The 24,504-nt window shown below is 63.8% G+C and carries 23 protein-coding genes; 10 read left to right on the top strand and 13 right to left on the bottom strand.

Going from position 1 to position 24,504, the window contains the following annotated elements:
• Positions 1-6: 6 nt before the first annotated feature.
• Complete coding sequence (locus AQ12_RS07700; protein ID WP_048439309.1) at positions 7-522, bottom strand: peptidylprolyl isomerase; 516 nt, start codon at positions 520-522, stop codon at positions 7-9.
• A 20-nt stretch (positions 523-542) separates the two neighbouring features.
• Here AQ12_RS07700 and AQ12_RS07695 point away from each other — a divergent pair, with 20 nt between their 5' ends.
• The 3 genes from AQ12_RS07695 to AQ12_RS22960 all read left to right on the top strand — a co-directional run bounded on the left by AQ12_RS07695 (position 543) and on the right by AQ12_RS22960 (position 2,680).
• On the top strand, positions 543-1,667 hold the full coding sequence (locus AQ12_RS07695) for a cupin domain-containing protein (protein WP_048439308.1): 1,125 nt from the start codon (positions 543-545) through the stop codon (positions 1,665-1,667).
• A gap of 37 nt (positions 1,668-1,704) precedes the next feature.
• A complete protein-coding gene (locus AQ12_RS07690) occupies positions 1,705-2,223 on the top strand; it encodes a hypothetical protein (protein ID WP_048439307.1) in 519 nt (172 codons plus the stop codon).
• Between the two features lie 202 nt (positions 2,224-2,425).
• A complete protein-coding gene (locus AQ12_RS22960) occupies positions 2,426-2,680 on the top strand; it encodes a hypothetical protein (protein WP_082151462.1) in 255 nt (84 codons plus the stop codon).
• Between the two features lie 65 nt (positions 2,681-2,745).
• Here the strand turns inward: AQ12_RS22960 and AQ12_RS07680 are convergent, their stop codons facing one another.
• The 7 genes from AQ12_RS07680 to AQ12_RS07655 form a co-directional block, all read right to left on the bottom strand.
• The gene (locus AQ12_RS07680; protein WP_048439305.1) at positions 2,746-3,519 is read right to left on the bottom strand and encodes an MBL fold metallo-hydrolase; all 774 of its coding nucleotides are present in this window, start codon (positions 3,517-3,519) and stop codon (positions 2,746-2,748) included.
• Positions 3,520-3,543: 24 nt separating this feature from the next.
• Positions 3,544-4,587: an outer membrane protein assembly factor BamC gene (bamC, locus tag AQ12_RS07675; RefSeq protein ID WP_048439403.1), complete on the bottom strand. Its 1,044-nt coding sequence runs from the start codon at positions 4,585-4,587 to the stop codon at positions 3,544-3,546.
• A gap of 73 nt (positions 4,588-4,660) precedes the next feature.
• A complete protein-coding gene (dapA, locus tag AQ12_RS07670) occupies positions 4,661-5,548 on the bottom strand; it encodes a 4-hydroxy-tetrahydrodipicolinate synthase (protein WP_048439304.1) in 888 nt (295 codons plus the stop codon).
• A gap of 38 nt (positions 5,549-5,586) precedes the next feature.
• The gene (locus AQ12_RS07665; protein ID WP_048439402.1) at positions 5,587-6,123 is read right to left on the bottom strand and encodes a bifunctional 2-polyprenyl-6-hydroxyphenol methylase/3-demethylubiquinol 3-O-methyltransferase UbiG; all 537 of its coding nucleotides are present in this window, start codon (positions 6,121-6,123) and stop codon (positions 5,587-5,589) included.
• Positions 6,124-6,134: 11 nt separating this feature from the next.
• Positions 6,135-6,947: an SDR family oxidoreductase gene (locus AQ12_RS07660; protein ID WP_048439303.1), complete on the bottom strand. Its 813-nt coding sequence runs from the start codon at positions 6,945-6,947 to the stop codon at positions 6,135-6,137.
• A gap of 38 nt (positions 6,948-6,985) precedes the next feature.
• Positions 6,986-7,117, bottom strand: coding sequence for a hypothetical protein (locus AQ12_RS23405; protein WP_255352447.1), 132 nt, complete (start codon positions 7,115-7,117; stop codon positions 6,986-6,988).
• A gap of 1 nt (position 7,118) precedes the next feature.
• Positions 7,119-8,357 (bottom strand): MFS transporter, encoded by a 1,239-nt coding sequence (locus AQ12_RS07655; protein WP_238587676.1) that lies wholly within the window; start codon positions 8,355-8,357, stop codon positions 7,119-7,121.
• A gap of 171 nt (positions 8,358-8,528) precedes the next feature.
• Between AQ12_RS07655 and AQ12_RS07650 the strand changes: the two genes are divergently transcribed.
• The 6 genes from AQ12_RS07650 to AQ12_RS07625 are packed head-to-tail and all read left to right on the top strand — an operon-like array spanning position 8,529 to position 17,108.
• Positions 8,529-10,496 carry a DNA topoisomerase IV subunit B gene (locus tag AQ12_RS07650; protein ID WP_048439301.1) on the top strand — a complete coding sequence of 656 codons (1,968 nt, stop codon included), beginning with the start codon at positions 8,529-8,531 and terminating at the stop codon, positions 10,494-10,496.
• 34 nt (positions 10,497-10,530) lie between these two features.
• On the top strand, positions 10,531-11,091 hold the full coding sequence (locus tag AQ12_RS07645) for a GNAT family N-acetyltransferase (RefSeq protein ID WP_048439300.1): 561 nt from the start codon (positions 10,531-10,533) through the stop codon (positions 11,089-11,091).
• A gap of 41 nt (positions 11,092-11,132) precedes the next feature.
• Entirely contained in the window at positions 11,133-11,936 is an 804-nt protein-coding gene (locus AQ12_RS07640) for a lytic transglycosylase domain-containing protein (protein WP_048439401.1), read from the top strand.
• Positions 11,937-11,987: 51 nt separating this feature from the next.
• The gene (locus AQ12_RS07635; RefSeq protein WP_048439299.1) at positions 11,988-13,130 is read left to right on the top strand and encodes a diguanylate cyclase domain-containing protein; all 1,143 of its coding nucleotides are present in this window, start codon (positions 11,988-11,990) and stop codon (positions 13,128-13,130) included.
• 58 nt (positions 13,131-13,188) lie between these two features.
• Entirely contained in the window at positions 13,189-15,540 is a 2,352-nt protein-coding gene (gene parC / locus AQ12_RS07630) for a DNA topoisomerase IV subunit A (protein ID WP_048439298.1), read from the top strand.
• Positions 15,537-17,108, top strand: coding sequence for a class I adenylate-forming enzyme family protein (locus tag AQ12_RS07625; RefSeq protein ID WP_082151461.1), 1,572 nt, complete (start codon positions 15,537-15,539; stop codon positions 17,106-17,108). The genes parC and AQ12_RS07625 overlap by 4 nt, the downstream gene beginning before the upstream one ends.
• Before the next feature lie 31 nt (positions 17,109-17,139).
• On the opposite strand, the gene AQ12_RS07620 is transcribed toward AQ12_RS07625, so the two are convergent.
• From AQ12_RS07620 to AQ12_RS07605, 4 genes are read right to left on the bottom strand one after another with little or no spacing between them, the layout of a single operon-like run.
• The gene (locus AQ12_RS07620) at positions 17,140-17,985 is read right to left on the bottom strand and encodes a hypothetical protein (RefSeq protein ID WP_152682720.1); all 846 of its coding nucleotides are present in this window, start codon (positions 17,983-17,985) and stop codon (positions 17,140-17,142) included.
• Positions 17,986-17,987: 2 nt separating this feature from the next.
• Entirely contained in the window at positions 17,988-18,440 is a 453-nt protein-coding gene (locus AQ12_RS07615; protein WP_048439296.1) for a RidA family protein, read from the bottom strand.
• Positions 18,441-18,475: 35 nt separating this feature from the next.
• Positions 18,476-19,399 (bottom strand): transglutaminase family protein, encoded by a 924-nt coding sequence (locus AQ12_RS07610; protein WP_048439295.1) that lies wholly within the window; start codon positions 19,397-19,399, stop codon positions 18,476-18,478.
• A 15-nt stretch (positions 19,400-19,414) separates the two neighbouring features.
• Complete coding sequence (locus AQ12_RS07605; RefSeq protein ID WP_048439294.1) at positions 19,415-22,033, bottom strand: circularly permuted type 2 ATP-grasp protein; 2,619 nt, start codon at positions 22,031-22,033, stop codon at positions 19,415-19,417.
• Between the two features lie 235 nt (positions 22,034-22,268).
• On the opposite strand from AQ12_RS07605, the gene AQ12_RS07600 reads away from it, so the two are divergent.
• Positions 22,269-22,568: a hypothetical protein gene (locus AQ12_RS07600; RefSeq protein ID WP_048439293.1), complete on the top strand. Its 300-nt coding sequence runs from the start codon at positions 22,269-22,271 to the stop codon at positions 22,566-22,568.
• Positions 22,569-22,820: 252 nt separating this feature from the next.
• On the opposite strand, the gene AQ12_RS07595 is transcribed toward AQ12_RS07600, so the two are convergent.
• Positions 22,821-24,504 (bottom strand): transglutaminase family protein (locus AQ12_RS07595; protein ID WP_048439292.1); only part of this gene is annotated, 1,684 nt, incomplete at its 5' end.

Raw genomic sequence — 24,504 nt, 5'->3', positions numbered from 1 at the left:
GGTCCTTTAGTGGATCGTCGAGTCGCCGGCTCCGCCCGGCGGCTTGAAAAATCCGGTGCCGGCTGACCCGGCACCGATTTCTTCTTCTGTCGCCTCCCGCACATCTTCGACCTTCACGTGAAGGCGGATCGAGATGCCTGCGAGCGGGTGATTTCCGTCGAGCACGACATGCTCCGGATAAATTTCGGTGACTGTGTACAGAACGTCTTTCGGCGCATCGGGATGGGTGCCGGGCGGCAGTCCCTCGAACGTCATTCCCTCTTCGATTTCTTTCGGGAACAGCGTGCGCGGCTCCAGGAAGATCAATTGGTCGTTGAAGTCGCCGAAGGCTTCTTCGGGCTCCAGGTGAAGGTCGAGTTCCGCGCCTTTTTCATGGCCCTGCAGGGCTTCCTCGATCCGGGCGAGCAGGTCGCCTCCGCCGACCAGGAATTCGACGGGTTCTTCCAGTTCGTCCAGTACTTCGCCCAAAGAGTCCTTGAGCGTCCATGTCAGCGCGACGACGCATTGCGGTTTGATTTCCATAGGAGAATTGTCTCACTCACATGGACACAACAATACCGCTCCCCCTGCTCGGCGGCCTCACGCCAGCCCAATTCATGAAACGGCACTGGCAGAAAAAGCCGCTGCTGGTTCGCGGCGCCATGCCGCACCTGCAACCCCTGCTGGAGCGCAGCGAACTCTTTGCGCTTGCCGCCCGCGACGAGGTCGAATCCCGCCTCGTCATGCGCGAGGGCGAGCGCTGGACGATGCGGCAGGGGCCGTTCACGCGCCGCGCCTTGCCCGCGCTGACCAAGCCGCTGTGGACGCTGCTGGTGCAGGGCGTTGACCTGCATGACTCGCGCGGCCACGAATTGCTGCAGCAGTTTGCATTCGTGCCCCATGCGCGGCTCGACGACCTGATGGTGAGCTATGCCACCCAGGGCGGCGGCGTCGGCCCGCATTTCGACAGTTATGACGTGTTTTTGTTGCAGGCACAGGGACAGCGCCGCTGGCGCATCGGCAGGCAGAAAGACCTCAGCCTGCGCGATGACGTGCCACTGAAGATTCTTGCGCGGTTCGAGCCGGAAGCCGAGTACCTGCTGGAGGCAGGCGACATGTTGTACTTGCCGCCGGGCTATGCGCACGACGGCGAAGCCATGAACGAGTGCCAGACCTATTCGATCGGTTTTCGGGCGCCGGCTCGCGGTGAGCTCGCACGTGAGCTGCTCCAGCGCGTGGCGGAAGATGCCGCCGACAACATCCGCGAAGCGATCTACAGCGACCCCCGTCAGGACGCGACCGAAACACCCGGCTCCATCCCCGGGCACCTGCAGGAATTCGCACTGAATGCCGTGCGCGAAGCGCTCAAGGAGCCGCTGGCGCTGGAATGCGCGCTGGGCGAGTACCTGACCGAGCCCAAGGCCAATGTGTGGTTCGAGGCGCGCGAGTTTGATTGGCCCCTGCAGCGTGTGACCCTCGACCAGGGCACGCGAATGATGTACGACGACAAACACGTCTTCATCAACGGCGACAGCTATCTGGCATCGGGGCGCGACGCGACCTTGATGCGAATGCTCGCAGACCGCAGGTCGCTGTCGGGGCCGCAGCTGGCCAGGGCCAGCGATGACGCGCAGGCGTTGATCCAATCGTGGTGCGAGGCAGGATGGGCGCACGCGCAAGTTTCGTGATCCCTGTGCCCGACAGGGACTGAAAGGAAAAATCACCATGACTGAACCCGAACAGGACCCGAGCAAGAGCGCCCCGCAACTGCCGTCGCGCCGCTTCACCGGCCGCGAAGAGTTTCGTCAACTCATCCGCGATGCGCTGGCCTGCGCTGCGCACGAAGGCTGGCGCCAGATCATCCTGTGCGACGCGGATTTTGCGGACTGGCCGCTGGGCGAGCGCGCCGTTGCCGAGTCCCTGCAGGCGTGGTCTGCGAGCGGCCGTCACATGACGCTGCTGGCACGCAAGTACGACGTGGTGCAGCGAAACCATGCGAGGTTTGTGACATGGCGAAGGACGTGGTCGCACATCATCGATGCGCGTGCATGCTCATCGGCTGACCCACTCGAATTGCCCAGCGCCATCTGGAGCCCGGGGTGGGTCTTGCGCAGGCTGGACCCCGAACACTGCAACGGTGTTTGCGGGGGGGAGCCCGACAGGCGCGTACTGCTGCGCGAGAACCTCAACACCTGGCTTCAGAAGAGTTCGCCTTCGTTTCCTGCGGTGACTCTGGGTCTGTAGCCCGTGCCCATCTGTAGCCATATTGCATTCAGTTGTAGCTATTGGCTACGGGTCGACCCCATTGACGGAAACGACATATAATTGCGGGCTGAGCAGTAAGAGCTCGAGTGCTTGCTGTTCTGTCATGCGGACAGGATTGCCGCGCTGACAATTTCCGGAAATTGTTATCCCACGTTTTATCTCCCACAGAAGGAACCTTGAAATGAAGAAATCGCTTGTACTGGCGACCCTGATTGCCGCTGCAGCCCTCGGCGCTTGCAGCAAGACCGAAGCTCCGGCACCGGCTCCTGCTCCCGTGGTTGTGCCTGCTCCGGCACCTGCACCGGCTCCCGCACCTGCTGCTGACGCTGCTGCTGCAGCTGCTTCCAGCGCTGCTGCTGCTGCATCCAGCTCCGCTGCTGCTGCTTCGAGCTCCGCTGCTGCTGCCTCTGGCGCTGCTGCCGCTGCATCGAAGTAATTCGGCAAGCGATCGCAAAAAAGCCGCCCTCGGGCGGCTTTTTTGCGTCTGCACGGCGTGTGCCGCTAGGCGGTCAGCCAGCCACAACCGCTAGGGCCATCGGCGACATGGATGTCATCGTCACCACAAGACAGCGCCGATGCAAGCGCGCGTCGAGCGAGCTCCGGCCGGTTGTTTTGTTCGCTCAGATGGGCCGCCACTACCTGCTTCAGGCCTGATGGAATCATCGCAGCAGCGATTTCCCCGGCCGCCTGGTTCGAGAGGTGGCCATAAGCGCCTCCCACGCGGCGCTTGAGAAAAGCCGGGTAGCTCGACTCGGCGAGTTTGGCCGGGTCGTGGTTGCATTCCAGCACCAGCGTGCGGCAGCCCGCAAGCTGTGCCAGGACATGCGTGCTTGCGTGACCCAGGTCCGTCAGCAAGCCCAACCGCGAATCCCCATCGTTGCAGGTGAGCTGCAGTGGCTCGCGCGCGTCGTGGGGTACGGTGAACGGCATGACTTCCATTGCACCGAGATCCATCGCGATGGAGTCGCATGCAATTCGAAGCAACCCGCCAAAGTCGGGCTCACCGATGGCGACATACGTGCCGTGGCTCATCCATACCGGAATGCGCTCGCGCAAGGCGATTTGCCGTGCGCAGCCGATGTGGTCGGCGTGCTCATGCGTGATGAAGATGGCATCCAGCTGGTCGGCCATCATGCCGGCCTGGGCCAGCCGAAGATCCAACTGGCGTATACCCAGTCCGCAATCGACGAGCAGGTGCGTGATCGAAGTTCCGCTGCGCGCCTGGACGACAGTGGCGTTGCCGCTGCTGCCGCTGCCCAGGCTCTTGAATCGGATCGCGCTCGTGTTAGCCCCGCGGAGTTACTTCAGGTCGTCCGCAATGACTTGCACGATGCGCTGCGCATTGACCGAGGTTTCTGGTGCGCCCTGCGAATTGAGCACGGACACCGTCGTCGATTCGCCCTGGCTGCGCAGCGTGATGCGGAACTTGAGCGGCGGATCGCTGCTGTCGGACCTGAACAGCTTGGACAGGAAGCTGCCTTCTTTCTTGTCCGCGCTCGGCTCAACGTAGCGCACGAAGTAGGTGCCCTGCGTGCGATCACGGTCTTCAACCGTGAAGCCAGTGCGGTCCAGTGCCAGGCCGACACGGCGCCAGGCGCGATCGAAGCCTTCGTCGATCTGCACGACAGGCGAGTTGTTCACGACTGCGATGCGCGACGATGCCTTCGCGGGTCCGGACGCGGCAAGCGCCTTGGCCTGCTCTTGCGGCACACCCAGGCGAACCATCAGGCGGCGCAGGAACTCGGTTTCGATTTCCGGGTCGCTCGGACGCGGTTGCCAGACCGTCTGGTCTTTTTCCTTGTTGTTGTAGACCTCGACCATGCCCCGATGGCTCACGTAGATTTCGGTGCCGCCATTGGCCGAACGCTCCAGGCGCGTGCGGAAGCGGTCGCGCTCAGACGTCGAGTACGCCGAATCGATCAGCTTGCCCAGCGTGTTGCGAATGAAGTCGGTCGGAATCTTGGCGCGGTTTTCAGCCCAGTCGGTTTCCATGATGCCCAGGCTCGACTGGTCGAGCGTCAGCAGGAATCCGTTTTCGAGCCAGAACTCGCGCACAGGGCCCCACAGCTGGTCGGCGGGGCGGTTGACCACCAGCCAGCGCTGCGAACCCGAACGCTCGATACGGACATCGCCCAGCGTGTTGGTGGCTGTGGGTGCGCCGGGCGCAGCCTGGCCAACGGCGAATGCGCTGGCAGTCACAGCGCCGCCGGGCACCTGGTAGCGCGAATCGCGCGAGAGCTGGTTCAGGTCGGGCGGCACTTCCAGCGCGACGCCACGGCCTGCGCTTTTGTAGTCGACTTTGTCGCCGTCAAGGACCGAACAGGCCGAGAGCGCGGCGCACATCGCCAGCAGGCCCAGTTTTGCAGATTGCTTCACTTCATCCCCTCAGGATTGGATACGTCGAAAAATTCAGGAATCAGGAAACCAGGCCGGCCGAGCGCAGCGCCGCTTCGACGCCTGCCTCAAAACCCGCCGCCAGCGGAGTCATTGGCAAACGCATCGCCGGACCGCAAAGGCCCATGCGCGCCATCGCCCATTTCACCGGAATCGGATTGGCTTCCACGAACAGATGGCGGTGCACCGGCATCAGCTTGCGCTGGATTTCCATCGCCGAGCGGGCATCGCCCTTGACCGCGGCAACGCACAGCTCATGCATGAGGCGAGGGGCCACGTTGGCCGTCACGCTCACGTTGCCCTGGCCGCCACACAGCATCAGCGCCACAGCCGTCGGGTCGTCGCCGGAGTAAATTGAAAAGCCCTTGTGCACATCGCGGATCAGCCATTGCGCACGCTCGATGTTGCCGGTGGCTTCCTTGATGCCGACGATGCCTGGCACCTCGGACAGGCGCAGCACCGTGTCATGCGCCATATCGGCGACGGTGCGGCCGGGCACGTTGTAAAGAATGATGGGCAGGTCGCCCACCGCTTCAGCAATGGCCTTGAAGTGCAGGTACTGGCCTTCTTGCGTCGGCTTGTTGTAGTACGGGACGACCTGCAGCTGGCAATCTGCCCCCACGGCCCTGGCGTAACGGGCGAGCTCAATGGCTTCGGAAGTGGAGTTGGCGCCGCACCCAGCCATGACAGGCACGCGCTTGTTGGCCTGTTCGACCGAGACCCGGATGATCTCCTGGTGCTCTTGCACGCTGACCGTGGGCGATTCGCCGGTGGTGCCGACGACACCGATGCAATCTGTTCCCTCGGCGATGTGCCAGTCGATCAGCTTGCGCAGGGTGGGATAGTCCACGCTGCCGTCTTCGTGCATCGGGGTCACGAGGGCCACGATGCTGCCTGTAATCGGTGTCATTGTCGGGGGTGGAATCTGGCTGGAAAGGGCGATTGTAGCTAGAGGACGTAACGCGCCGGTGGTTGCGCTGCCAGCGGCCGCACCGCTGCGATCCGCTGCACATACCGGGATGGCTGCTCCATGAATCCGTCTTCGTAGGCAACCACGCGAAGATCGGCGCACGCGCGCAGCAGTTCACCGGGCTTCAGCAGGAAGTCGGGACGCGATGGCTTGCCCACGGTCTCGTTGCCGGTGGCGAAGGTTTCATAGAGCAGGACGCCGCCGGGGGCGACGCTTCGCACGATCAGGGGAAGCAGCGGACGCCACAGGTAATTGGTGACGACGACGGCTCCGAACGTGCGCCCTGCAAACGGCCACGGCCCGCTTTCGATGTCTGCCTGCAGCACCTCGCCGATGGAAGCCAGGTGTTCGATTGCTTCGGCCGAGCGATCGACCCCGGTCACGGGATGGCCGCGCGAAGCAAACCATCGCATGTGACGGCCCGCGCCGCAGGCGACGTCCAGCACGCGTGCGCCGGGCGCCACCAGGTGCGACCAGCGTTGTACCCAGGTGGATGGCGCTTCGGTTCCGTGCATGACGCGTGCGCTCACCGAGGGCGCACCTCGTTCTTGAGCGCCTTCAGTGCGAGCTGCTCGACAACGCCCGGTGCGATCAGTTTCAGCAAGCGGCCGACCTTGCCCTGCGCGGTCATGACCACCTCGCGCTGGCGGGCATTCATGCCGTCGATGATGAGGCGGGCGCATTCTTGCACGCTCATGGCGTTGTCTTCCTTGAGGCCGCTTGTGCCCGCAGGCTCGCCCTTTGCGTTGTAGCCGCGATAGCGAATCTGCGTTGCGACCACGCCGGGAAATGCCGTGGTGACGCTCACGCCGGCGCCCTTCATTTCAATCCGCAGCGATTCAAAGAACCCGGTCATGGCGAACTTGGTTGCGCTGTAGGCGGTGCGTCCCGGTACGCCAACCAGGCCCGCCAGCGAACCTACGGCGACGATGTGGCCCCTGGCGGCCTTGATGTGGGGCAGCGCCGCATGGGTGCACCACACCGCGCCCCAGAAGTTGACCTTCATCAGCGACTCGTACCAGTGCAGATCCTGGGCGGTCACGTCTTCGAAAAGGGCTTGCGCCGAGATGCCTGCGTTGTTCACGAGCGCGTCGATGCGGCCGAACCGTGCTGTCGCCTGCGCGACCATGTCGCGGCATTGCGCTTCGTCGGAAACATCCATGGCGACTGTGAGCACCTGCGAGCCGAGCGCTTCGCATTGCGCTGCAACGGCATCGAGCTTGTCCTGGCTTCGCCCCGCAATCACCAGTGATGCGTCGGCTTTGTGCGTGGCCGCCAGCTGGCGGGCCATCTCGGCGCCGATGCCGTCGGAGCCGCCGGTGATGATGAAGACTTTCATGGCTGGGCACTGTACCTGCGAACGGGCCAGTCAACCGGCTAGTTGAAGCAGGCCCAGATCTGCTCGGAAAGCGCCACCAGCACCGTCGGATGGGAGTAGAGGGTGAAGACGGCCAGCAACACGGCAACAACGCCTGCGTAGGCCAGCAGCTTCTTCGCCTGTTGCGTCATGTCAGGCCGCCACTGGCGCAGGGCCGCGATGAATCGGTGTTTCGCGCACCGGCAAGTTGATCAGTGCCGCAAAAATACCCAGCGCAATCGAGATGTACCAGACGATGTCATAGCTGCCCGTGCGGTCATACAGCAGGCCGCCTAGCCAGACGCCCATGAATGAGCCGATCTGGTGGCTGAAGAACACGAACCCGCCCAGCATCGAGAGATGCGCGACACCGAAAATGCCCGCGACCGTGGCATTGGTGGGCGGCACTGTCGACAGCCACAGCAGGCCCATGACACCGGAGAAGATATACACCGACGTCGGCGATAGCGGTGCCCACAGGAAGATCGAAATCGCGACGGCGCGGCCAATGTAGATCGCCGCCAGGATCTTGCGCTTGGCGAGCTTCTGGCCGAGGCTGCCCGCGATGTAGGTGCCCAACACATTGAACAGGCCGATCAGTGCCAGCGCGTAGCTCGCGACTTCGGGCGACAGGCCTTTGTCCTTCAGGTAGCTGGGCATGTGCACGCCGATGAAAACCACCTGGAAGCCGCACACGAAGTACCCGGCCATCAGGAGCTGGAAGCTCGGATATTTGAGGGCTTCCCGCAGCGCCTGCATGATGGTCTGGTCGCGTTCGGGCGCTGCGCCACCTGCAAAGCCCGGCTCGCGAAGGCCGAAGGCCAGTGGCGTGATGAGGAGCACCGCCATGGCCAACACCAGCAGCGCCTGTTGCCAGCCGAAGCCCTGGATCAGAAAGCCTTCCACCGGCACCATCAGGAACTGGCCGAACGAGCCCGCGGCGGCGGCAACGCCCATCGCCCAAGACCGCCTGGCCGGATCGATCTGCCGGCCGATCACCCCATAAATCACGGCGTACGTGGTGCCTGCCTGCGCAGCGCCGATCAGCACGCCGGCCGTCAATGTGAATGTGAATGCATCGGGCGAAAGCGCCATGCCCACCAGGCCCAGCCCGTAGAGCACCGCCCCGATGATGATGACGCGAAAGGCGCCGAACCGGTCAGCCACCATGCCGGCGAAGATGCCGAAGGTCCCCCACGCCAGGTTCTGGATGGCGATGGCGAATGCGAAGGTTTCGCGGGTCCAGCCCTGCGCCTGCGTGATCGGCTGCAGCCACAGGCCGAAGCCGTGCCGGATACCCATCGACAGGGTCACGATGGCGGCGCCACAGGCAAGCACCTGCCACATTGAAAGTCCGGGAGTTGTCGTCATCTGCGTGGCTTGGGTCTGCATGCACCGACTTTAGCCAAACACCTCATGCATTGCTTGTAGCGAGGCTGACGGCGGCGGTGAAAGTTTTGCGGGCGATTGATGCGAGCTGCGCATGTATGCCAACCCCACCTTCAGCCAATCTGTAAATAAACACAGTATTCAATCGCGCCGCGACTACAATCCGACCCTCTCATGGCGACCAAGCAACCACCCGAATATTCCGAAGGCTCCATCCGCGTGCTCAAGGGGCTGGAGCCCGTCAAGCAGCGGCCGGGCATGTACACCCGCACCGACAACCCGCTGCACGTCATCCAGGAAGTGCTGGACAACGCGGCGGACGAGGCGCTGGCCAACCACGGCAAACGGATCAAGACCACGCTGCACGGCGACGGCTCGATCAGCATCGAAGACGACGGGCGCGGCATTCCGTTCGGCATGCACCCCGAAGAAAACGCCCCGGTGATCGAGCTGGTCTTCACCCGATTGCACGCGGGCGGCAAGTTCGACAAGGGCAAGGGCGGGGCCTACAGCTTCTCCGGGGGTCTTCACGGGGTGGGCGTGTCGGTGACCAATGCGCTGGCCAAGCGGCTGGAAGTCACGACCCATCGAGAGGGGCAAGTTGCACGCATCGTGTTCGCCGCCGGCGACGTGGTGGAGCCACTGACCGTGCGCAAGGCCGTTGAAGGCGATCGCCGCCAGGGCAGCACCGTCCGCGTCTGGCCCGACGCAAAGTATTTCGAGACAGCGCAATTGCCGATGGCTGAACTCGCGCACCTGCTGCGAAGCAAGGCCGTGCTGATGCCCGGTGTCACGGTGTCGCTGGTCAACGAGAAGTCCAGGGAAACGCAGAGCTGGCAATACAAGGGCGGCCTGCGCGACTACCTGATGCAGACGCTCCATGGCGAGCCGGTGATTCCACTTTTCGAGGGCGAGGGCTTCGCCCAGAACAATGACAACTTCGCCGAAGGCGAGGGGGCGCAGTGGTGCGTGGCCTTCACCGAAGACGGCCAGCCGGTGCGCGAAAGCTATGTCAACCTGATCCCCACCAACGCAGGCGGCACGCATGAAAGCGGCTTGCGCGACGGCCTGTTCACGGCGGTCAAGAGCTTCGTCGATCTGCATTCGCTGTTGCCCAAGGGCGTGAAGCTGCTGCCTGAAGACGTCTTTGCACGGGCTTCCTATGTGTTGTCGGCCAAGGTGCTCGATCCGCAGTTCCAGGGGCAGATCAAGGAGCGCCTGAATTCGCGTGATGCCGTCCGGCTGGTGTCCAGCTTCGTGCGCCCTGCGCTGGAGCTGTGGCTCAACCAGCACGTGGAGTACGGTCGCAAGCTCGCGGAACTGGCGATCAAGGCCGCGCAGAGCCGGCAAAAGGCCGGTCAGAAAGTCGAAAAGCGCAAGGGCTCGGGCGTGGCTGTGCTGCCTGGCAAGCTCACCGATTGCGAAAGCCGCGACATCTCGCACAACGAGGTGTTTCTGGTCGAGGGCGATTCGGCAGGTGGAAGCGCCAAGATGGGCCGCGACAAGGAATGCCAGGCGATTCTTCCGCTGCGCGGCAAGGTGCTCAATACCTGGGAGGTCGAGCGCGATCGGCTGTTTGCCAATACCGAAATCCACGACATCGCGGTCGCGATCGGCGTCGATCCGCATGGGCCTGACGACACGCCGGACCTTTCGGGCCTGCGTTACGGCAAGGTTTGCATCCTGTCCGACGCCGATGTGGACGGCTCGCATATCCAGGTGCTGCTGCTGACCCTGTTTTTCCGCCACTTTCCCAAGCTCATCGAGACCGGCCATGTTTATGTGGCACGTCCCCCGCTGTTTCGCGTGGACGCGCCGCCCCGTGGTAAAAAGCCTGCTTCCAAGACGTACGCGCTCGATGAGGGCGAGTTGGTGGCTATTCTTGACAAGTTGCGCAAGGAAGGCGTGCGCGAAGGCACCTGGAACATCAGCCGCTTCAAGGGTCTGGGCGAAATGAGTGCGGAACAATTGTGGGATACCACGCTCAATCCCGACACGCGCCGCCTGCTTCCTGTTCAACTGGGGCGCTCGGACTTCCTGGCCACCGAGGCCCTCATCACCAAGCTCATGGGCAAGGGCGAAGCTGCTGCCCGCCGCGAGCTCATGGAACTGCACGGCGACGCCGTCGAAATCGATATCTAGACAACCGGACCACACGACTGTTGACCGCCCGCCGATGACCGCTGCCAATGATTCCGCCACGACGACCGAGCGCACCAGTGCGCGCGTGCGGCTGCGCCCGACCATGACGAGCGACATCGACTTCGTGCTGACGCTGGAGCGTGACCCGGAAAACCTGCCCTTCATCACGCCCTGGGAAAGCACCCAGCACGAGGCGGCGATTCGCTTTCCGGATTTCCGGCATTTCATCCTCGAAGCCGGGCCGCAGCTGCAGGCAGCCGGGTTCCTGATCCTGATCGGCTGCCGCAGCCAGAACCAGTCCATCGAGCTCAAGCGCATGGTGGTGCAGGGCAAGGGCGGTGGTTTTGGGCGTGCGGCCTTGAGAGCCGCCAAGAAAATTGCATTCGACGATCTGCATGCACACCGTTTCTGGCTTGACGTGAAGTCGCGCAATGCCCGTGCGAAGTCGCTCTATGACAGCGAGGGCTTTGTCATGGAAGGTACTTTGCGCGACGCAGTGAAGCAGGCCGAGGGCTTCGAGTCGCTGCATGTCATGTCCATGCTGCGAAGTGAATTCACCGGGCGTCGCAGCCTGGGCCTGGAGGTGAGCGCGTGAAGTTCTTCAAATTACTGGGTGGATTTGGCTGGGTTGGCGCGATGCTCATGGCGTTGACGTTTACCGCTGCGGCCCACGCCGAGGTCTGGGGCTATGTTGATGCCAAGGGTGTTGCGCACTTTTCGGCCGAGAAGGTCGACGAGCGCTATGAGCTTTTCTTTCGGGGCGGCGAGAGCTTCGATACGGCGCGGGGACTGGGGACTGCGCGCGCTGTCACGGTACCGACCTCCGCGCCCAAGCTGATCGCGTTCTTCGAGGTTTCGCCCAGCTACAAGGTCGTCAAGCATCACCTGCGTGAAGCGTCGCTCAAGCACTCGGTCGATTACGAATTGCTGCAGGCGCTGATCGCCACCGAATCGGGTTTCGATGCGTCGGCCGTGTCTCCCAAGGGCGCCATCGGGCTGATGCAGTTGATGCCTGCGACGGCAGAGCGCTACGGCGTCATGGGTGATGCCAGGACAGCGGCCGTGAAGAAGCTCACCGATCCCGGCACCAACATCAAGGCGGGGACCCGTTACCTGCGCTACCTGCTGGACATGTTCCCCGGCAAGATCGAACTGGCCCTGGCCGCCTACAACGCAGGCGAGGGCGCAGTGCAGCGCGCGGGCAACAAGATCCCCAACTACCGCGAGACGCAGAATTACGTCAAGACGGTGATGCAGCTCTACACGCTGCTCAAACCGCCATCGATGATGTCAGGCGCTGGCGGGCGAGTGCCTGGGCGCGTGCGCATGGAGATCCCTGCGGGGGGTGCTGTCGGCAGGGGCAATCTGCCTGCCGCAAGCTTCATCGCGCAGCCCATCGCGGCGGCGCAGCAATCCGACTCCAAGATCGAGCGTGAATGACGCCATCCATCCTTTCGCAGTACCCACCGGCCTGCTAGGGGGCCGCAGTCGATGACCGTGTTGCCGGTCGATCCCGACGAGCTGGTTGCGCTGGGCGCTTTTGCCGGTGTCCAGCTGCTGATCCTCTGCCTGAGCGTTGTCATTGCCAATGCTTACCGCGAGCGGGCGCTGCTGGTCCACGGCGCAGCGGCCACGCTCGCGCTTCTCACGCTTCAACTCATCGTCGGCGGCAATGCCTATCTCGCGCAATCGGCGCTCTTGATGCTGCTGGCCGTCGATGGCCTTCAGTTGCTCGAACTGGTCAGCCATGCCGGTGCCTTGCGGCAGCCCCGACGCCTGATGATCGGCACGAGCCTGGTGGTCTTGCCCTTGCTGGCCGTCGCCGGATTTGCGCTGAAGATCCACCTGCTTCTGGCCGGCGCGCTGTTCTGGATGATCTGCCTCGTGCTGATCATGTTCCGCGCCTGGCCGCAGAGCCAGCCGTGGGCGCGCTGGCTCGTCGCTGGCCAGGCCGCTCTCGCCGCGGCGGCCCTGTACACCGGCTGGCGTCATCTGGTCGAGGAGACGGGATCCATCTTGCCGACGGCAGCGCTGCTTGCCCTGTGGTCAACCACCGTTTTTCTGGCGACCTCCTGGCGCAACCGCATCTACAGCGACACCAAGGTGCGCATCGACGCGCGCAACACCATCGACCCGCTCACTGGCCTGTCGATGCCGGTCATCTTCTATGACCGCGTGCGCGCCGTGCGCAACCTGATGCTGCGCTATGGACACCCCAGCGTCATCGTGCTCGTCCACATCGAACAGCTGCAAAAGCTCGCGGCCGAATTCGGTCCCGAGGCAGCAGAGTCCGCGCTGCCGCTTGCAGCGAACCGCATTCGCGAGGCGCTTCGGGACGGCGATGTCGCTGCCCGGCTGTCCCATTCGCGCATTGCCGTCCTCGTCGAAGGCATGGCGCCTGCAGAGGCGGCCGGCAGTGTCGCCAGCCGCTTTCTGGTGGCGGCGATGAAAGAGCCCTTGCCCCTGGCGCCCACCGAATTCCTGCACTTTCGCATCGTGCTGGCGGCCGTCCCGGTGGAAGACCTGCCGCCCAAGGCACTGCTGCAGCGCATGTCCGACAGGCTCGATGACCATGTGCGTTCGCCGACCGAGCGGCGGATCATCACGCTGACCCACGAAGAACTGGTCGCCTGATCGGCTGCGATACCCATCCCCGTTTCATCCCACGCAAAGCAAAAAAACAGTCTGCATCATGGAGCAAGAACTCATTCCCCTGGACACCGGAGACGGTGACGACGGCCAGCCCGACCTCGCCGCATACGCGCAGCGCGCCTACCTGGAATACGCCCTTTCTGTCGTGAAGGGCAGGGCGCTGCCCGATGTATGCGACGGCCAGAAACCGGTGCAGCGGCGCATTCTCTATTCGATGACCCGCATGGGGCTGGGCTTTGCAGGTGCCAATGGGGCGCGGCCGGTCAAGAGCGCTCGCGTGGTGGGCGATGTGCTGGGTCGTTTTCACCCGCACGGTGACCAGGCGGCTTACGACGCACTGGTGCGCATGGCCCAGGATTTCTCGCAGCGCTACCCGCTGATCGACGGGCATGGCAACTTCGGCAGCCGCGATGGTGATGGCGCCGCCGCCATGCGCTACACCGAAGCGCGGCTGTCTCGCATCACCAACCTGCTGCTTGACGAGATCGACGAAGGCACGGTCACCTTCATTCCCAACTACGACGGCAGCACGCAGGAGCCGCAGCAGCTGCCTGCGCGCCTGCCCTTTGCATTGCTCAATGGCGCGAGCGGCATTGCGGTGGGCCTGGCCACCGAGATCCCGTCACACAACCTGCGTGAAGTCGCGGACGCTTGCGTCGCCCTGATCAAGAACCACAAGCTCACCGACATCGAGCTTGCAGAAATCCTGCCCGGCCCCGACTATCCGGGCGGCGGCCAGATCATCAGCCCCGCAGCCGATATCGCCGATGCGTATCGCACCGGGCGCGGCTCGCTCAAGGTGCGTGCTCGATGGAAGATCGAGGAACTCGCCCGCGGTCAGTGGCAGCTGGTCGTGACCGAGTTGCCGCCCGGCGTGAGTTCGCAGCGCGTGCTCGAAGAGATCGAGGAGCTCACCAACCCCAAGGTCAAGGCCGGCAAGAAGGCGCTCAGCCAGGACCAGGTGCTGCTCAAGCAGAACATGCTCGCCGTGCTCGATGCCGTGCGCGACGAGTCCAGCAAGGATGCAGCCGTGCGCCTTGTGTTCGAGCCCAAGACCAGCCGCATCGAGCAGCAGGAACTCATCACCACGCTGCTGGCCCAAACCAGCCTGGAAAGCTCGTCGCCGATCAACCTGACATCGATCGGGCTGGACGGCAAGCCGGTGCAGAAGTCGCTGCGCCAGATGCTGCTGGAATGGATCGAGTTTCGCCATGCCACGATAGAGCGTCGCTCGCAGCACCGTCTGGCCAAGGTGCTGGACCGCATCCACATCCTCGAAGGCCGGCAGCTGGTGCTGCTCAATATCGATGAAGTGATCCGCATCATTCGACAGAGCGACGAGCCCAAGCCCGCGCTGATCGAGCGGTTCAGGCTGACGGAGCGGCAGGCCGATGACATTCTGGACCTGCGTTTGCGCCAGCTCGCGCGGCTGGAAGCGATCAAGATCGAGCAGGAGCTCAAGGAACTGCGCGAAGACCAGAAGAAGCTCGATGAGATTTTGGGCAGCCCCGCAGCGCTGCGCCGCCTGATGATCCGGGAGATCGAGCAAGACGCCAAACAGTTTGCTGATGCACGCCGCACCCTGATCCAGGCCGAAAAGCGGGCCGTGGCCGAGATCAAGCTCGTCGATGAACCTGTCACGGTGATCGTTTCGCAAAAGGGCTGGGTGCGTGCGCAGAAAGGTTGGGCGCGTGACAAGGCGACCGGGGCTTCGGTCGCGCAGGAATACGTCTTCAAGGCGGGTGATGGGCTGTATGGCGCGTTCGAGTGCCGCAGCATCGACACGCTGCTGGCTTTCGGCAGCAATGGCCGGGTGTACACCGTTCCCGTTGCAACGCTGCCGGGTGCGCGCGGTGACGGCCAGCCAGTCACCACGATGATCGAGCTTGAAGCCGGAACGCAACTGTCGCACTACTTCGCTGGTGCGCCGGGCGCGTGGCTGCTGCTGTCCGGATCGGGCGGCTACGGATTCCTGGCGACAGTGGAGAACATGATGTCGCGCCTGAAAGCGGGCAAGGCCTTCATCAGCGTGGGCGAGGGCGAGACCGTGTGCCGTCCGTCACCGGCCAACGTGCCGCCGCAGATTCCCGCGACGCATGTGGCCTGCGCTTCGGCCAACGGCCGCATCCTCACCTTCGAGATCAGCGAGTTGAAGCCGATGAGCAACGGCGGTCGCGGCCTGATGCTGATCGACCTGGAAGACAAGGACACGCTCGCAGGTGCGGCCGCATACACGCGCAGCATCAGGATCACCGGCGTCGGACGAGGTGGCAAGGACCGCGAAGAGACGCTGGAAATCCGTTCGCTGAATAACGCCAGGGCAGGTCGTGGCCGCAAGGGCAAGGCCGCTGATCTGGGCTTCAAACCCACTTCAATCGAGCGCGTCGAATGAAAACGACAACTGCTTTTTCTCCCTCGCCCCCCTGGGGAGAGGGCAGGGGTGAGGGGCAAGCGGCGCCAGCCTTTCGCGCGATCTCCGATCTGATCCGCGAACACGCGCACGCACGCCCCACCCAACGCGCACTCGTGCAAGCAGACCGAAGCGTCACATGGACCCAGCTCGACGCCATGGTCGACCGCATCGCGGCATCCTTGCAGCGCGACGGCGTCAAGCCCAAGTCCAGCATCGCAATCTGCGGCCACAACTCGCTCGAATATGTCGCGGTCTTTCTCGGCGGCCTGCGTGCGGGCGTGGCCGTGGCGCCTCTTCCCGCAGGCGCGCTGCCCGGGCAGATCGCAACGATGGTCAGTGACTGCGGTGCATCGCATTTCTTCGTCGATGCGCAAGTACCGGCGTTCAAGACAAAGGCGCGCCGCATCTTCATGGATGCCTCGTCGGCCCCGTCGCTCGAAAGCTGGTTGTTGCCCGAGGGTGCAAAACCCAAGCCGGTCACGGTCAAACCCGAGTGGCCGTTCAACATCATCTATTCGTCGGGCACCACCGGCACACCCAAGGGCATCGTGCAGCCGCACGGCATGCGCTGGCTCCATGTGGCGCGCGCCGAAAGTTACGGCTATGGGCCGGGCAGCACAACGCTGATTGCGACATCGCTCTGCTCCAACACGACGCTGGTCTGCGTCTTTCCGACGATTGCGCGTGGTGGTTGCGTGGTGCTCGCGCCACCGAAGTTCGATGCCGCGCGCTATCTGGCAATTGCAGCGAAAGAGCGCGCCACTCACACCATGCTCGTGCCCGTCCAGTACCAGCGCATCATGGCGCTGCCGTCTTTTGCGCAGCACGACCTGTCTTCATTCCACATGAAGTTCTGCACGAGTGCGCCATTCCATGCGCAGCTCAAACGCGACATCCTCGACCGATGGTCGGGCGGCCTGGTCGAGTTTTACGGCATGACCGAAGGCGGTGGCACCTGCATCCTGGAAGCGCATAACTTTCCGGACAAGCTGCACACCGTCGGCAAGCCGGTAGAAGGCCACGACATTCGTCTCATCGATGAGGACGAGCGCGAAGTGGCAAGGGGAGAAATCGGCGAAGTGGTCGGGCGTTCGGGCGCGATGATGACCGCGTATCACAAGCAGCCGGCCAAGACGCGCGACGCCGAGTGGTATGACGGCCAGGGCAATCGCTTCATCCGCACGGGCGATGTGGGGCGGTTCGATGAAGAGGGATTTCTGACGTTGATGGACCGCCGCAAGGACATGGTGATCTCGGGCGGTTTCAACATCTACCCGAGCGATCTCGAAGCGGTGCTGCGCCAGCACCCCTTCGTCTCCGATGCGGCGGTGGTGGGCGTGGCATCCCAGGAGTGGGGCGAGACGCCGGTTGCCTTCGTCGTTGCGAACGCGGGCGCGCCGAAAGAAGATGAACTGCGCGCGTGGGCCAACGCGCAACTGGGCAAGACCCAGCGCCTCTCGGCCATTCGCTATGTCGATGAGCTGCCACGCAGTGACATCGGCAAGGTGCTGAAGCGGCAACTGCGAGACAGCTGGTCATCGGCCTGAGGCCGAGAAAGGGTGTGAGACTTGGGTGCTTCTACGACGGTTTGCGCAGGTCTGCGATGAGGCGCTTGTCAAAGACACCGCGCCGGCCCAAGTGTCCCAAGCTCTTGTTCGCACTTGCAATGATGAGAGATTCGGCGGTCTCACCCAGTTGCAAACAGCTGTAGTACATGTTTTCGGGCCATATCTTCAGCCTGAGTTCAATCAGAGTTGAAGGATCCACAGGATCCTTCCAAAGGCCGCCAGCTGCCATCGCCGCCTCGACGGCCACGCACTGAACGATGTCGCGGGCGTGGTGCCTCACCGCCGTCTTCAGTGCCAGACTTCCCTCTTCGGTCCAGCTACCAGGTCCGCTGACGGGAAGTACCGTCAATGTTTCGGAGTGGCACTCCCACGACGTGTTGCGTGAGCGGGCATGCTCGACCTCCGCCCGCGCCGTCAACTTGAGTCGCGCCTGCCCCGGGGCCCACTCCTGAAACACGACAGTCGGCATGATGCGTGACACGCCCGGCTTGTCGAGCGCAACCGCTACCATGGGGTGCGCGCCGGGCAGTGCCGAGTAGTCGGCAACTGCGAGTTGGAACTCCGTTTCAAAGGTGAGGTTCTGGAACGAAGGATGCGCAACCAATGCACCGGTGCTGCTGGATAGGCTGGCAGATGGCATCAGGCCGACACCACCAGGGACGAGTTGAATTCTTCCTTCAAACGCCAGTTGGCTTTTGCGGGCTGGGACGAGATTGATCGCCCGATGCCACATGGAAGGCGGCTCATTGGAAATCCAGATAGGGTGGGCCTGGGCCTGGGACATTGCCGGCAACCCGATAAGAGTCACGCCGCCCGCGAAAATGAAGTTTCGTCTGGCGACCCCTTCGACTCGCATGCTCAAAGCTCCGCAATCATCTCGATCTCCACGCAAGCCCCCAACGGGATCTGCGCCACGCCGAACGCACTGCGCGCATGGGCGCCTGCCGTGCCGAACACCTCGCCGATCAGCTCACTCGCGCCATTGGTGACCAGGTGCTGCTCCGTGAAATCGCCGGTCGAGTTCACCAGGCTCATCAGCTTGACGATGCGCTTGACCTTGTTGAGATCGCCCACTGCGGCATGCAGCGTTCCCATCAGGTCGATGGCAATCGCGCGCGCTGCGCCCTTGGCTTCTTCGGTCGTCATGTTCTTGCCCAGCTGTCCGACCCAGGGCTTGCCGTCTTTTCTGGCGATGTGGCCGGACAGGAATACCAGGTTGCCTGTCTGCACGAATGGCACGTAGGCCGCAGCAGGTGTGGCGACGGGCGGCAGGGTGATGCCGAGTTCTTTCAGCTTGTCGTAAACGCTCATGACGGTTTCCTTCCAGGACGGCTCACAGGGAAGCGTCAGATTGTAGGAGCGAGCGCCTGCGCAGTGATGGCGTCTGCCGCATCCGCCGGCATGACGGTGACGGCCACATGCAGCTTGTGATTGGCGCCGCCGTGCAGCACGCCGCGAACGGGTGACACATCGGAATAATCGCGGCCGGTCGCGAGCGTGACGTAGTCTTCGCCCGGCGCCCTGTCGTTGGTTGGATCCAGGTCTGCCCATTGCCCCGGTCCGCCATCGCGCGGCAGGTAGACCGATACCCAGGCATGCGATGCGTCACTTCCGATCAGGCGCGCCTTGCCGGGCGGCGGCTCGGTCAGCAGGTAGCCGCTGACGTAGCGCCCCGGCAGCCCCAGGCTGCGCAGGCACGCGAGCATGACATGCGCGAAGTCCTGGCACACGCCCTTGCGCAGCGCGAGCGCTTCGATGGCCGGCGTGCTCACATCGGTAGCCTCGGTTTCGTACGCAAAATCTGCGTAGATGCGGTGCATGAGGTCGCGCGCCGCATCGAGCAGGTTGCGCCCGGGCGTGAAGCTTTCGCGCGCATAGGCCACGAAGTTTTCATGCCGGGGCACATAGGGCGATGCAAAGACGAATTCCGATGCCGGGTCGTAGGCCGCACCGCGGTGATAACGCAGCCGCTCGCGCGCTTCTTCCCAGGTGAGGTCGCACTTGGGAATCGGCGGCGCGCTGGTCGAGACCAGGCTGCGTGCGGTCACCTTGAGCGCCTCATGCCGCGCCTTCAGGCTGAAGAAGGCGCGCGTGTTGCCGTAGACGTCGACTGCTTCCACGCATTGGTCGGGTTCGGGATCGATCACGAGTTCGTGGTGAAGCAGTTGCTGCTGCGCGTTGTGCGCGGGCTTGAGGTGCGCCATGTGCTGCGCCGTCTTGACCGCAGGCGAATACTGGTAGCGTGTCTCGTGGATGACGTGAAGCAGCATGGGGAAATCTGCCGTTCAGGCGCCGACACTGCGCCGTGAATCGGTGGAGTGGGTGAAGTAGCGTGCGCCCAGGTCATCCGAGAGCCGGTATGCCGCGTCGGTGCACTGCTGCAGCAGTTCGAGCAGGCGGGTGTAGGTGCCGTCGGCATCGCGTTCGCACATGGCTTCCAGCGACCAGTCCTGCGGATTGGGAACGGTGAGCGCGATGTCCGGTACTTCGCCCGGCGCGCTGCCGGCGAGCTTGGCCAGGCGCCCGCGCAAGGTCTGCGCAACCCAGCCGAGCGAGCGGGGGTTGTCGCGGTCCAGCACGAGCAGGTCCAGCAGGGCAGGGATGTCGTGGCGTTGCTGGTATTGCGCATGGAAGGTGATGGTGCTGTCGAACAGCGCCACCAGCGCTTCGAAGCCGCCTTCGTCCAGAACCGCGCCGGTCTCGAATGCCCATCCCAGCGCCGAAGCCAGGAACCCCAGCCGCTCGATGTGGCGGCCGCTGGAAAGCAGGCGCCAGCCATCGTCGCGCGTCATGCGGTCGGTCTGCGCGCCGGTCATCGCCGCCGTGGCACCGGACAGCGTTTCGAGAACGCGAAGTGCCTCGACCGAGGAGTAATCGCCATCTTCGGCCATCGCCTTGCAGCCCTTGATGAAGCTCTGCTCGGCACGCAGGATGACGTTCCACTGTTCCTGCGACAGTCGCTCGCGCAAGGCCGAAGCGGCCGAGCGCAACGCGCCCAGGTTGTAGCCGACGCTGGTGGACTCTTCGGTGTTTCCCAGGCTCGCGATGAGCGATCGTTCAAAGACGCGGCGCGCCTGTGTGGCCGGTGGCACTGCGGGCAAGACCAGGCCGTTGTCGACGGCCATCTCGCTCAGCCAGGCCATGAGCGGTTGCGAGGACTGGTCTTCGCCATTGAGCGATTCCAGGCACAGGCGCGCCAGGCGTGCGGTGTTTTCGGTGCGTTCGGTGTAGCGGCCCAGCCAGAACAGGTTTTCTGCGGCCCGGCTGCTCGCGCTGCGCGTGCGATGCGCAATATCGACGGCAGGCTGTTCGTAATGAAGCAGGCTGGTCGCGTCGACCTCGCCATCGGTGATCACCCAGGTGTCCGCGCTGCTGCCGCCGCGCTGCATCGATGCGATCTCGAGCGTGGCGCTTGCGATCCGCGTGAGGCCTCCGGGCAGGACGCGCCACGATTGCTGGCCGTCGGACACGGCAAAAACCCGCACCATCATCGAGCGGGGCAGGATGCGGTCGGCGGTGCGGTCCTGTTTCCAGGTCGGCATCTGCGACAGGGGCAGGTAGGCCTGCACGGTGTATTCCTGCGCTTCGCGCACGATGCGCCCCGCCATTTCGTCGAGTTCGCGCCGGGACAGCGTCTGGCCCAGAACGGCGCTGGTACCCGCGCCTGCATAGGTGTGCTTGATGACGCTGGAGGCCAGGTGCGGCAACACGGCTTCGAGCGCAGCACGCTCGCCGCACCACCAGGTGGGTAGCGACGGCAGCTTGATCTCTTCACCCAGCAGATGGCGCGACAGTGCAGGCAGGAAGCCGAGCAGCGCGGTCGATTCCAGGAACGCAGAGCCGGGCGCATTGGCCACGAGCACATTGCCCGCGCGTATCGCCTGCAGCAGGCCGGGTACGCCAAGCCGTGAATCGGACCTCAGTTCCAGCGGGTCGAGAAATTCGTCGTCCAGGCGCTTGAGGATGCCGTGCACCGGCTCCAGGCCCTGCAAGGTCTTGAGGTACAAGCGCTCGCCACGCACGGTGAGGTCGCTGCCTTCGACCAGGGTCAGGCCCAGGTAGCGTGCGAGATAGGCGTGCTCGAAATAGGTTTCGTTATAGGGGCCGGGCGTCAGCAGCACGATGCGCGGCTCGTCGGTTGTCGGGCACATGGCGCGCATGCTCTCCATGAGCGCGCGGTAGGTTGCCGCGAGCCGCTGCACCTTGAGGTCGCGAAACGCTTCTGGAAACAGGCGCGAGGTGATCAGCCGGTTTTCAAGCAGGTAGCCCAGGCCCGAGGGTGCCTGCGTGCGCTGCGACACCACCCACCAGTCGCCGTTGGGGTCGCGCGCCATGTCGAAGGCGGCAATGTGCAGGTGCATGCCGCCAGCGGGTTTGACACCGTGCATGGCACGCAGGTAGCCGGGATGGCCTTGTACCAGCGCCGGCGGCAGGAGGTTGCGCGACAGCAGCTCTTGCGGTCCGTAGACGTCCGCCATGATGCGGTCCAGCAGCTTGACGCGCTGCAGCACGCCCGCCTCCAGTTGATGCCAGCTTTCGGGCGAGATCAGCAACGGAAAGAGATCGAGCGACCAGGGCCGCTGCGGGCCGTTGGCATCGGCGTAGACGTTGTAGGTGATGCCGTTGTCGCGGACCTGCCGCTGCAGGTTGACCGTGCGCCGGTTCAGGTCGTTGAAGCCGTCCAGCCCGAGCGTGTCGAAAAAACGGGTCCAGTGTTCTGTGGGCAGTGCGCTGGGCTCTTGCGCGTGACGGGCGACTTCACCTGCGGGCGCCGAGACGCTGCCACGCAGTTCGTCAAAGTGACCGACGGCAGCAGGTGGCGCCAGCGCGGCAGCCAGCGCGGCGGGGGTTTCCTGGGGGTCGCGCCCGAAGAGGGAGCCGGCAATGTCGTTAGGCGTTTCCACTGCTGTGCATTGTCCACCCCATTTGTCCCGGTGCTCTCAGGCAGGGTCGCCGATGTTGCAGGGCGACGACGGAAAGAGTGCCCGCAATACATCCGTCTGCATGAGTTCGCGGGGGCTTGGGCGACGCGTCCAGACGCCAGGACCGCACACGGGGTCAGGACGATTTCCTACAGCCGCGCTTGGGTCAGTCACCCAACAATTCGTCCTGTCATTCACCAACCAATCGGAGCCCCAAATGATCAAGACCACACTCGTAGCTACCCTCGTTGCAATCGGCGCCATCGGCCTCACCGGCTGCGATGTCAAGAAGACCCAGGAAGGCAACGTCACCGTGCCGAAGTACGAAGTCGAAAAGAAGGCTGAAGGCGATGTCACGCTGCCCAAGTACGACGTCACCACGCCTGACGTGAAGATCGGTAGCAAGGACGCCACGGTCACCGTGCCGACCATCGAGACCGAGAAGAAGACCATCGAAGTGCCGACGATCGACGTCACCACGGCCAAGGAAAAGCAGCAGGGCAAGACTGGCGGTTAAGCCAGACGGCGAATTTCGCCCCTTTGACAACCGGGCCAAACGCCCCGGTTTTTCGTCTGTCAAGTAGCGCCATGCCGTCTGGAAACGCGGCTGCCCGTTTCGCGGGCACTGTGTTCCGGGCCGCATGAATGCTGCATCCCCGCATGACTCATGGGATTAACCAACAGGTTTATCCACAGGCGCGGTGGATAGATATCGCGCAGAGGCACGATTTTTTTATCGTACCGGGCGCGATTTTTTTTGCAAATTTATTTATGCACCAGGCGGTTGCCGCAGATCCATCGTGTAGGGAAACTCGCGGCTACCCGGTACATGGATCGTTGCAGGCGGCACTTTGAGCTTGCCCGGCGTGTGACCCATGCGGAAGAATCGCGCGAGCCTGCGGCTCTCGGCCTCGTATGAATTCACCGGGAAGGTGTCGTAGTTGCGCCCACCCGGATGCGCGACGTGGTACTGGCATCCACCCAGCGAACGGTTCATCCAGGTATCGACGATGTCGAACACCAGCGGGACATGCACACCAATCGTCGGATGCAGCGCCGATGGCGGAGCCCACGCCTTGTAGCGGACACCCGATACATATTCGCCAACAGTGCCAGTAGGTTGCATCGGCATGGCCTTGCCATTGACCGTGACCACATAGCGGCTCTGGTTCATGCCGGTCACGCGCGCCTCGATGCGCTCCAGCGAAGAATCGACATAGCGCACCGTGCCGCCGGCCGAGCCTTCTTCGCCCATCACATGCCACGGCTCCAGCGCGTTGCGCAGCGTGAGCTCGACCCCGTGCGACTGCACCGCGCCGAGCAACGGAAAGCGGAACTCGAAGTGCGGCGCGAACCAGGCGTCGTCGAACGCGTAGCCCGCTTCGCGCATTTCGGCCAGCACATCGTGCAAGTCCATCTGCACGAACGTCGGCAAGAGAAACCGGTCATGCAGCTCGGTGCCCCAGCGGGCTGCTGGTGCGCGATAGGGCTCTTTCCAGAAACGCGCCACGAGTGCGCGAATGAGCAACTGCTGCGCGACGCTCATGCGCGCGTGCGGCGGCATTTCGAATGCGCGCAATTCGAGCAGGCCCAGGCGACCGGTGGCCGAGTCGGGCGAATACATCTTGTCGATGCAGAACTCGCTGCGGTGCGTGTTGCCTGTGACGTCCACCAGGATGTTGCGCAGCGTCCGGTCCACCATCCATGCCGGCATGTGCTCGCCATGGAGGGCGCGGCTTTTCTCGATTTCGCGCAGCGCGATTTCCAGTTCATACAACTGGTCGTTGCGTGCTTCATCCACGCGGGGGGCCTGGCTGGTCGGGCCGACGAACATGCCCGAGAACAGGTAGCTGAGCGACGGATGGTTGTGCCAGTACAGCAGCAGGCTGGCGAGCAGTTCGGGCTTGCGCAGGAACGGCGAGTCGGCCGGCGTCGCGCCGCCCATCACGAAGTGATTGCCGCCACCGGTGCCGGTGTGGCGGCCGTCGGTCATGAATTTCTCTGCCGACAGGCGCGTCTCGAACGCCGCCTGGTAGAGGAACTCGGTGTGCTCGACCAGTTCGGACCAGTTGTGCGCCGGATGGATGTTGACTTCGATGACGCCCGGATCGGGCGTGACCTGCAGCAACTTCAGGCGGGGATCGCGTGGCGGCGGATAGCCTTCGAGGATCACCTTGACCTTGAGTTCGGCGGCGGTGGCTTCGACGGCGGCCAGCAGATCGAGATAGTCCTCGATGTTGGCCAGCGGCGGCATGAAGACATAGAGCTGGCCGCTCTTGCTACCGGTGGATTCCGCCTTGGGGCCGTTGGCGCGACGCGGGTCGCGGGCCTCGACGCACAGGGCGGTGCGAAGCAGGCCGGCGGCGGATTTGAAGCGGTCGGGTGGCGTTGCTCCTTCCCCCGCCGGGGGAAGGTTGGGATGGGGGCTTTGCGGCCCTGAGCCGACGCCGCCG

The organism is Caenimonas sp. SL110, assembly GCF_001044395.1.
Classification (GTDB): Bacteria; Pseudomonadota; Gammaproteobacteria; order Burkholderiales; family Burkholderiaceae_C; genus Ramlibacter.
Note: the sequence above shows the minus strand (reverse complement) of the source record. Positions and strands in the feature narration are given on the sequence as shown.